The sequence below is a fragment of the bacterium genome (assembly GCA_021158245.1).
Lineage (GTDB): Bacteria > Zhuqueibacterota > QNDG01 > QNDG01 > QNDG01 > QNDG01.
Genome location: JAGGVB010000229.1, coordinates 1 through 9,438, shown reverse-complemented (window position 1 = coordinate 9,438; position 9,438 = coordinate 1). Strand labels below are relative to the sequence as shown.

General features: G+C 36.9%; 7 protein-coding genes. All 7 read right to left on the bottom strand.

Annotated elements, in window-relative coordinates:
* The coding region (locus J7K93_14275; protein MCD6118167.1) for an efflux RND transporter permease subunit at positions 1-2,195 on the bottom strand (2,195 nt) is incomplete at its 3' end.
* Between the two features lies 1 nt (position 2,196).
* A complete protein-coding gene (locus tag J7K93_14270) occupies positions 2,197-3,327 on the bottom strand; it encodes an efflux RND transporter periplasmic adaptor subunit (protein MCD6118166.1) in 1,131 nt (376 codons plus the stop codon).
* 4 nt (positions 3,328-3,331) lie between these two features.
* Entirely contained in the window at positions 3,332-4,690 is a 1,359-nt protein-coding gene (locus tag J7K93_14265; GenBank protein MCD6118165.1) for a TolC family protein, read from the bottom strand.
* Positions 4,691-4,707: 17 nt separating this feature from the next.
* Positions 4,708-5,337 (bottom strand): hypothetical protein, encoded by a 630-nt coding sequence (locus J7K93_14260; GenBank protein MCD6118164.1) that lies wholly within the window; start codon positions 5,335-5,337, stop codon positions 4,708-4,710.
* A 24-nt stretch (positions 5,338-5,361) separates the two neighbouring features.
* Positions 5,362-5,976: a TetR/AcrR family transcriptional regulator gene (locus J7K93_14255; protein ID MCD6118163.1), complete on the bottom strand. Its 615-nt coding sequence runs from the start codon at positions 5,974-5,976 to the stop codon at positions 5,362-5,364.
* 294 nt (positions 5,977-6,270) lie between these two features.
* Positions 6,271-8,706: a TonB-dependent receptor gene (locus J7K93_14250; GenBank protein ID MCD6118162.1), complete on the bottom strand. Its 2,436-nt coding sequence runs from the start codon at positions 8,704-8,706 to the stop codon at positions 6,271-6,273.
* 3 nt (positions 8,707-8,709) lie between these two features.
* Positions 8,710-9,438 (bottom strand): hypothetical protein (locus tag J7K93_14245; GenBank protein ID MCD6118161.1); only part of this gene is annotated, 729 nt, incomplete at its 5' end.

The window sequence follows — 9,438 nt, the reverse complement described above, 5'->3', positions numbered from 1 at the left end:
GATGCAGCCTTTGCCCTGTCAATATCAACCCAGTATTCAGTTTTTTCCGATCCGCGTGAGACAGTAATATCAGTTGTTCCCTTTATTTTCAGCATTGCCTCTTTTACTTGCTGCGCAAATAACATGGTTTTATCGAGATCATAACCGTATATCTCCACTTCAATTGGTTTTCCTCCACCAAACAGAGAAGTGAATGGATCACTCGGCGTAAAGTCGACTGTTTTAACTCCGGGGATCTGTTTAATTAGATTACTTAACCTGTATGCTATCTCTTTGTCCGATGCCTTGCGTTCTTTTTTAGGCACAAGAGTTCCCTGAATACTGATAACATTTGTGCCTTCACTTCTACCCATTGCAACTCCCACACCGAATTCACTGGTTCCGCATCTGGATGTAATAACCTTCCTTTCAGGCACATTTTCATCAATTAGCTTCTCTATTTTCTGCATTACTTTATTTGTCTCATCAAGTCTGGCATCTTCGTTTAGTTCCACAATACCTGTCAGTTCAGACTGGTCTGCCTGAGGAAAAAATTCGGTATGTACAAATTTAAACATAAACATACTTACAACAAAAATTGCAATACCTGTAAAAATCGTACGTTTTTTATGTGCCAAAGCTTTTTGAAGAACATTTGAATAGAAATTCTCCAAATCTTGAAAACGCTTTTCACTCCACACAAAAAATTTGCTTTTAGAAGTTGATCCGCTGGTATCATTATCAACTTTCAGCATACGTGAGGAGAGCATCGGTGTAAGGTACAAGGCAGTAAAAAGAGAAGCTGCCAGGACAAAAATAATCACAAATCCAAGCTCTTTAAACAGTATACCTGCAATACCTTCCACAAAGAGAAGCGGAATAAATATGACAACTGTTGTTAGAGTAGATGCAGTAATTGCAGATGCCACCTCTCTCGTGCCGAATACTGCACTGTCTTTCGGCCCTTCACTAAACTCAGTCCTGTGTCTGTAGATATTTTCAAAAACTACTATTCCATTATCAACAACCATTCCGATAGATATTGCAAGGCTCGATAATGACATTATATTTATAGTATATCCTGCTGTGTACAAAAATATAAAAGCTACAATTAGTGAAAATGGTAAAATAAATGCTATAATAAGGCTTGATCTTACATTTCGTAAAAACAGCAGCACAACAAGCACAACCAGAACTGCAGCCCAGAGAACAGTGCCTGCAAGATTATTAATAGACTGCCGGATGAATTGAGAGCCGTCAAACACAGCCCTAATTTCAATATCCTTTGGAAGAGTAGGTTCAATCTCTTTAATTTTTTTCCAAACCGCATCTGCAACTTTTACCGTATTTGCACCTGATTGTTTTTGTACAATAAGCATAAGACTGGGTACACCGTCCATTCGTGTAATTCTCTGCTGCTTTTTAAACCCGTCTTCAATAACTGCAACATCCTTAAGATAAACAGGAACGCCCCTTGAATTTCCAATTACAACATTACCAATCTGTTTTACATTTTTAAACTCACCCGGTACTCGAATTGAATAATCTCTTGTTCCGATTTCAATATTTCCCGCAGGAATAGTGATATTTGAAGCCGCAAGCATCTGAGTAACTCTGCCTATGGACAATCCTCTTGCAGCAAGTGCAGATCCGTCAATTTTTACATTGATCTGTCTTACAAGTCCACCCCACGCACTGGCAGATCCAACTCCAGAAACACGTGAAAGAGGATCAGAAAGTTTTTTATCGATGATTTTATATAGATCAGGATAGCTCTCTTTTGCACTTATACCCATAAACAAAACAGGCATAAGAGAAGCATCAAATTTAAATATCATAGGATCTTTTGCATCGCTTGGCATAACCGGCCCAACAACACTCATTGCCTCGCGAACATCAAGAGAAGCAGCATCAATATTTGTACCCCATTTAAAAATGACTACAACAGAAGATATGTTCTCAACGGATTTTGATACAACTTTATCTACATTCGGTACTGTACTTACCGCATCTTCAATAACCTTTGTCAACCTTTTTTCAACATCCTCTGTACCTGCTCCGGGGTAAACTGTAGTAATGGTCACAGCAGGCAGAGTTATATCAGGCATCAGATCAATACCGAGTTTTGATAAACTGACAAGCCCGACTATAAGGATAACCAGAAAAACTGATAAGGTGGTTATCGGCCGTTTAACTCCTATCTCAGGAAGATTCATATTACTTACCTCCCAATGCGCTCACAATAACAGAAGACCCGTGCTGTACAATATCCTGGCCAGTGACAATAACACTATCGCCTGTTGCCAGGCCGTCTAATATTTCCATAAAATTATCCTGTTTAATACCTGGTTTTACACTCTGACGTACGGCCTTTTTATCATGAACAACAAACACATGATAATCACCGACTCTGCCGAGAACTGCATCAGAAGGAACAATAATTGTCCCCTGTTTTTCGTTTACTATGATTTCTACCCGGGAAAACATTCCTGCTTTTAAAATATTTTCTTTATTCAGCACACTTATCTCAACAAGAAATGTTCTTGTTGCAGGATTTGCTGCCATATTTACATTGGCGACTTTTCCGTAAACTACCATGTCCGGCAATGCATCTGGATACACAATGGCCTTTTGGCCTTTTTTAATTTGAGCTATCTCTTTTTCCGAAGCAAAAACCTGAATTTTAAGTTTTGATAAATCCATTAATTGAACAATTCCCGGAGCACCAGGCATTTGAGGATTTATCATGTCGCCTTCATTCAAATACTTTGCAGTAATAACACCTGAAAAGGGAGCTTTTATAACTGACACATCCACCTGCCATTTTGCAAGATCCAATGAAGCTGTTGCACTTTTTAACTGAGCTTTTGCAGATTGATACCCTGTTTCAATCTGCTCAAACTGCTGGGTGCTCATTGATTCCTCTTTCTTTAATTGTAAAGCTCTTTGATAATTTTTCTCTGCACTTACAAAACCAGCTTCTGCAACAGCATATCCGGCTTCTGCCTGTTCAAGCCTGAGCAAAAATGTTTTTTGTTCCAACTCGGATAAAATATCACCTTTCGAGACTCTTTCTCCTATATTAACAAATATTTTTGATATCTTACCGCCTACATCAGGGATTAGATTCAGTTTTTTCCATGCATCAATAGTTCCTGTAAACTCAAATCTCTGCTCAATATTTCCTTTGTCGGCAATTTTTACTTCTACCGGAAATATTTTTTTCTGTACTTTTTTATCTTTTTTTGAACCTGTACAGCCATTTATTATTGTCAAAGCAAAAATTCCAAACAATATTCCACTTAAAACAACATTTATTCTGAACTTGTTTTGATTTTTCTTTCTCATAATCTTATTCTCCTTTTCCAATAACGCCTACTGCTTTTCTGTATCGTGCAAGAGTTATTCTGTAATCTGCAAGTGCTGTAATATAGTCCGTTTTCGCTTTTGTAAGAAGTGTTGATGCATCCAGCACTTCGGAATTGGTTGCCATGCCCTGACGGAACATATTATCTGTAATTTTATAATTTTCCTTTGCCTGAGAAACATTATCCCTTGCAACTGAAATTCTCTTTTCCACTTCCCTTAACTGAAGCACAATGGAGGTTGTTTCAAGTTTAATTGCGTTCTGAACTTGTTTATAATTTTCCTGCATTTTTATTACATTTGATTTTGCCTGCATTTTTTTGTAATACGTTTCACCCCAGTCAAAAATATTAACTGATGCAACAAGAGAGACTGTCCATGTATTGTAGAATTGATTGGCATATTCTCTGTCCGGACGTTTATACCCGTAATCTGCTACAAGTGCAACATTCGGCATGTATCCTGCCTGCGCAATATCAACAGCTTTTTTACTTGCCCTGATTCCGTGCAGCATCATTTTTAATTCAGGCCTGTTCTCAATGGCCGCATTAATACTCTGTTCCACAGATACAGATATTGAATCATCAGGTACAGTTTCCAAAGGCTCTGTAAGTTCTACCTCCGTGTCAAGAGGAATACCCATCACATTGCAAAATGCCTTTTCCGCAAGTTCCTCTCCGTTTGCAGCGCGCATGCTGCTTATTTCCATTGAGGATAACTGGACGCGGGCTTTTAGCAGATCATTTTTTGTAACCATACCGAGAGAAAACATGTTTTCAAGATCTTTTACATGACTTTTCATCTGCTCGACTGCTTCTCTGCTTACAGTTACAAACTCACGTGCCTTTATCAAATTCCAGTAAGATTCAATGACCTGAAAAGTAACATCGCCCTCACTCTTCTGCATCTGTGCATCAGCCATTTTTACGCCTTCCGAGGCAATCTTATACCCGTTTACTACTTTAAATCCTGTAAATATCGGCTGCTGGATTCTGATGCCGAAACTGTAAATTTTATCCTGCCCTATTGGTATGCGCTTTGGGAATGCATCTGCAGGAGCTCCGCTGAAATTGGCAAATATCTTGCCGGGCATAAATGGTGCAACATCAAGTTTTGTATAATTTCCATTCCCTGTAACCTTTGGGAAAAATCCTGTTCGGGCTTCACCCAATTTTGCCCTTGCTGCAAAGACATCCTGTTTGGTCTGTGCAAGAGTACTGTTATGCTCAAGAGCTGTTTCTATGCTCTGTTTAAGATTAAATGTCATTTTCTGTACACACCAGCCCTCTTGTGTGCTGACTCCTGCAAAAACCATCAATAAAACTAATCTATACACTGCTTTCATTTAATATCCTCCTGAATCTAAAAGGGAAAAACAGTCACTCCAGCGCTAAAGCTGAAAAGTCCCTGTTCGGAAAATGTTTCTCCAAAGAAAAAATTGTCCCGACAGAACAGATATGTATATCTTCCCTCTGCAATTAGTGAAATCCATTTTGCAAGAGGAATCTCCAATTCAACTCCTCCATGCAGCCCAAAGCTCATTTTCTGCACTTTTTCACCCTCAAAAAGAGAGGTCTCTCCTTTTGGCCCATCCTCTGTAAACCGCCACGGTACAATATCAACGCCAAATTTGACAGATGGTACTACAATCCATCTTACAATCGGCACAATATTGCTTGCTGAGATACGCGGCAGAACCCAACCGGGATTTTTTGATTCATCAATTTTACAATTCTGCGACAACTTCATAAATCCATAATCAACCCCAAGCTCCACACTAAAGCCTTTTGAAATTTGCTGACGTATGATCAGGCCGTAACCTGCAGCAGAATTCACATAATCCGACATAGCAACATTATCCCTGAAAGTACCTTTTACGGATTTCAGGCTTGAAGCTCTGAATCCGATTCCCAATTTTCCGTCTGCGCCAAACCCTGCAACTAATGGGATAAGCATAATAACTATAACAGGTATTAGTTTCTTTTTCACCATCTTCTTCTCCTAATAAATATCAAATTATTTATTGACTGTCCCGTTAAGAAAGACATCCAGTACATCTGGTACCTGAGCTTTTAATTCTCCTTCACCAGCATTTAATACAACGTCGAAAGTAAAAGAATTTAAAATACCGCGAAGAGACTTCATAGCAACCTCAGAATTAATATTTCTCAAATATCCGCATTCAATTCCCTCTTTGACAAATGATAGAATTAAATTCTGAAATCTCATATAGGACTCAAGAACATGCTTTCGCATTCTATTTTTGCTGTCCCAGTCAACCCGGCTCTTTTCTGAATGTATGATCTTAAAATAGTATCTGTACTCGTCAAAAAAATTCAGATAATTGTAAATAAATTTTTCCAACCTGAATCCGTATTCCCCCTCCGTTTTTACCGCCTCAATTAATTTATGAAAAAGCAGATCAGTCTTTTCCTGTACTATTGAAATAAACAGTGTCTCTTTGTTTTTAAAATAGAGATACAGCGTTCCTTTGGATAATCCCACTCTTTCAGCAATCATGTCCATTGTAACTTCGTGAAAACCTTTCTCCGCAAAAAGCTCCATTGCAGAATCAACAATATCCTGTATTCTCTCAGATTTCTCTTTTGCCTTACGGTCAAACTTTGCCATCCTTTTCCTCCGTTCATTAACTGAATAAACAGTCAGTCAATAACTGACCGGTCAGTCAAAATCAAGATAGTAATTGTTTTTCTTTGATGCAAGTACTTTTTACATATTATTTACTTTTTTATTCTATTTCTTCCGGCAACTGTTTGAAAGTAGAACACAGGATATAGCATATTAAAGTATGGATGACAAAGAATTATATAGACAGATCTTGAGGGTCGTATCTCCGTGGGAGATAAAACGTATTAAAATTGTATTACCCTCTTCTTCGACAGGATGAGATTTAATTTTTAACAACTAAAAACTTACTCTCAATCCCATTGTTGGAATTATCGGTAAAACAAATGCATCTCTTTCAATATGAGGATTGACAAGCTTACCGTTATCAAAATCGTAAGAAAATTCAATATCTCTGTAAAAAAGTACATTCTTTCTATAGTAAACATTACGTATATTCAGATACGGTTTTAATACACATTTTTTTAATTTTATCGCTTTTTTTATTGATATGTCTAATCTGTGGTAATTTGGATAACGTATTCTGCCGCGGGGAACATTTATATTGTAGGGGATATAGAATAAATCCGAATCCAGGTGCTGTTCTCCCAAAGGGCGAAAAATTGAGATACCAGGTATCAAAGCCTGGTAGCCCCCAGCTGCATAGGGCTGTCCTGTATGGAATTCCCAGAAAGAGGATATTGACCACCCGCTCTTGAATTTTTTATTCAGGCATATTTCAAGACGGTGCCTCTGGTCAAAATTGGTATCATATGTAACATTGCCTGCAGTCCTCTTGCTGTTTGACAAAACATAGCTAATCCATCCATTCCAGCCTAAAACTTTACCTGTTAATTCAATTTCCACACCTGCAGCACGGCCAGGTGTTTGCCTAAAACTCGGTTCAGGCCCTGTCGACTTTAGAAGTCCGGAAAATTTTTTATAGTAACAGCTTAATGAAATCTTTCCGCCCATTTTGTGTTTGTACGATATATTAGCAAGATAATGATATGAAGTTTCGACTGTTTTCCCAACATCTACCGGAAAGTACAATTCCAAAAACCCTATTAATCCGTCTTCCAGTGCAGTAGCTATTCCTTGAGAGAATCTACCGAATGCCAATTTTATATCACATTTCTCCGTAAAATCATATTTAATATTCAAACGCGGTTCAACAATAATTTTTTTGCTGAAGCCCCATTTTGATAATCTTATACCCTGCCTGACATGGAATACCGGATTAATATCCAAATTTAACTCGCTGTAAAAAGATGATGATGAAAAAAATTTATTAAAAAGCAGCGAATCACCGGAATCATCAAAAAACAAGTTGAATTTATCATTTATATCATAAAGCCCATTCCATTGGTAATTTGTATGAAAACGGGATATCTGAAAGCCGGAATTTACTTTCAGAAAACTTTTAATATTCCACTTAACGAAAAATTTTGTTGTAAAATCATGGAAACAATTCTTGACGTTTGAATGTGTTTTTTCATTAAGTTCATTAATATATTGTTGTGATTCTTGCATGCTCTTTAAATATTTATCGTCAAGATTGTCAGGGAAATCAGCAGTATAATAATTTTTAAATGAGTTTGCAACACTACTTACATATGTCTGAAAATGAGATCTGATTTTTTCATTAATCAGCCAATCCCACTGTAATGATATAATTGTATTATACCATGAAAAATTATTTTTATTAATTCTCTGATATCCTGTTTTTGAAGTATCAGTTGACGACTCAAGGAATTCATTTTGTTTGTCATCAAGATATACCCCGTCTTTTGTTTTAAAAAAATTAATACTAATTGTCTGTTTCTGTGCCGGTTTAAATTCCAATTTAGAAAAAATATCATAAAAGCTATATGGCAGTTTCTTTTTTACAAGTTTACTGATCATATCAATGTAACTTGTTCTTGCAGAAAGAAGCCATCTTGTTTTCTTGTTTATTTTGCCTCCTGCTGTCAGGCCTGCTCCAACTAGGCTAATGTCTATGTTATTGACAATTTTTTCTTCAGGGCTTTTTGTATGAATATCTATAACAGAACTCAGGCGATCACCAAAGCGGGCAGAAAAGCCCCCAATTGAAAAATCAACTGTTCTAATCATATCCAGATTAAAACTCGAATAAAGACCGAGAAGATGAAAAGGGTAGTAGACCGCAGCCCCATCCAGCATTATCAAATTCTGGTCGAAATTTCCGCCTCTTACATTCATTTGAGTGGATGCTTCATTTGTGAAAGTTACACCGGGTACTTTTTGGAGAGTTTTATATAAATCTGCCATTACTGTTGAAGGAATCTGCTCTAATTCTCTTCCGCTTAATTCTCTTGCAGAAGGCTCATACAATAAATAGTCTGCTTTTTCTGTTCTGTCAGCCTGTATTGTAACTGGTAAAAGCGGAACAATGGCAGACTCTAAATTTATTGATAATGATACTATTTTTTCGCTACGTATGGTTACAGGGATACAAACAGTTTTATATCCTATAGCTGTGACACGGATAGTGTCATCCAGTGTTTTTATAGATGTAAAAATAAATCTTCCGTACTTATTTGTAGCAGTTCCGATATGAGAAACAATCAGCTCAAGATTAACATTTTTTAGCGGCCTTCCTGTTTTTTGTGATATTACAATCCCAGTGATCCTTATATTTTCAGACTGGCCGAATAAAGGGAGTGTAATAAAAAGCATTATTAAAATTATTTTTATTTTATATTTACAGAGCATTATTTACTCGTTTTTTATCCCTAACCAGTCAATATTGACTTTCATATATATTTCCTCTTTTTCCATACTTATACCGTTAAAAACTCCTATTGCCCCGTAAAGCTTGATTTTTGTAGAGTCATAACCCTGAATTTTATCTTGGAACCCATTAAACCAATCATCCTCTTCCATGGAAGTATAATCAGTAAATGAATCAAGAAATGCTCTTGTCATAGGAATAAATCTTGCCGATGAATCACGTGCGAATACATATAAATTGGTTTTAACCAGTTTTTCACATTCTATTGTATCACCCCACGAAAATTTTGGTATGAGTTCAGGGAATATAATATCATTGCGAAATGTACTTACCGCTTTATTAGTCATAAGGCTGTCATTTAAATCCAACAGTACTGTATAATACTTTGCGCCGACGCTTTTTGTCCATTTAACATGAGGTAGAAGCAGAGTGTCAAGTTTCTGGCTTAAAAAATGCTGTATTGTGTCTCCCGCAGAAGGACTGGTTATTTTATAATGGCCAGGCAATATTGTCTGGCCTGTAATTATCCTGCCATCCGTTAGTTCTATATTTAAATTGTACTTCATACCGGATTTAACAATGAGTTTTTGAACAACATCCTGATAAACACCTTTTTTGATGTGAGTAAATTGTACAGATTGGATGTCTGAGTTTATTGTAACTACGGCATCTGTTATTTCAGTTGGCAATTTTTCGGGTTTGGTTTTTACAAG

Bases quoted from the DNA above. Each gene is read 5' to 3' on its own strand.
- J7K93_14270 (MCD6118166.1), bottom strand. From the start codon at position 3,327: ATGAGAAAGAAAAATCAAAACAAGTTCAGAATAAATGTTGTTTTAAGT.
- J7K93_14265 (MCD6118165.1), bottom strand. From the start codon at position 4,690: ATGAAAGCAGTGTATAGATTAGTTTTATTGATGGTTTTTGCAGGAGTC.
- J7K93_14260 (MCD6118164.1), bottom strand. From the start codon at position 5,337: ATGGTGAAAAAGAAACTAATACCTGTTATAGTTATTATGCTTATCCCA.
- J7K93_14255 (MCD6118163.1), bottom strand. From the start codon at position 5,976: ATGGCAAAGTTTGACCGTAAGGCAAAAGAGAAATCTGAGAGAATACAG.
- J7K93_14250 (MCD6118162.1), bottom strand. From the start codon at position 8,706: ATGCTCTGTAAATATAAAATAAAAATAATTTTAATAATGCTTTTTATT.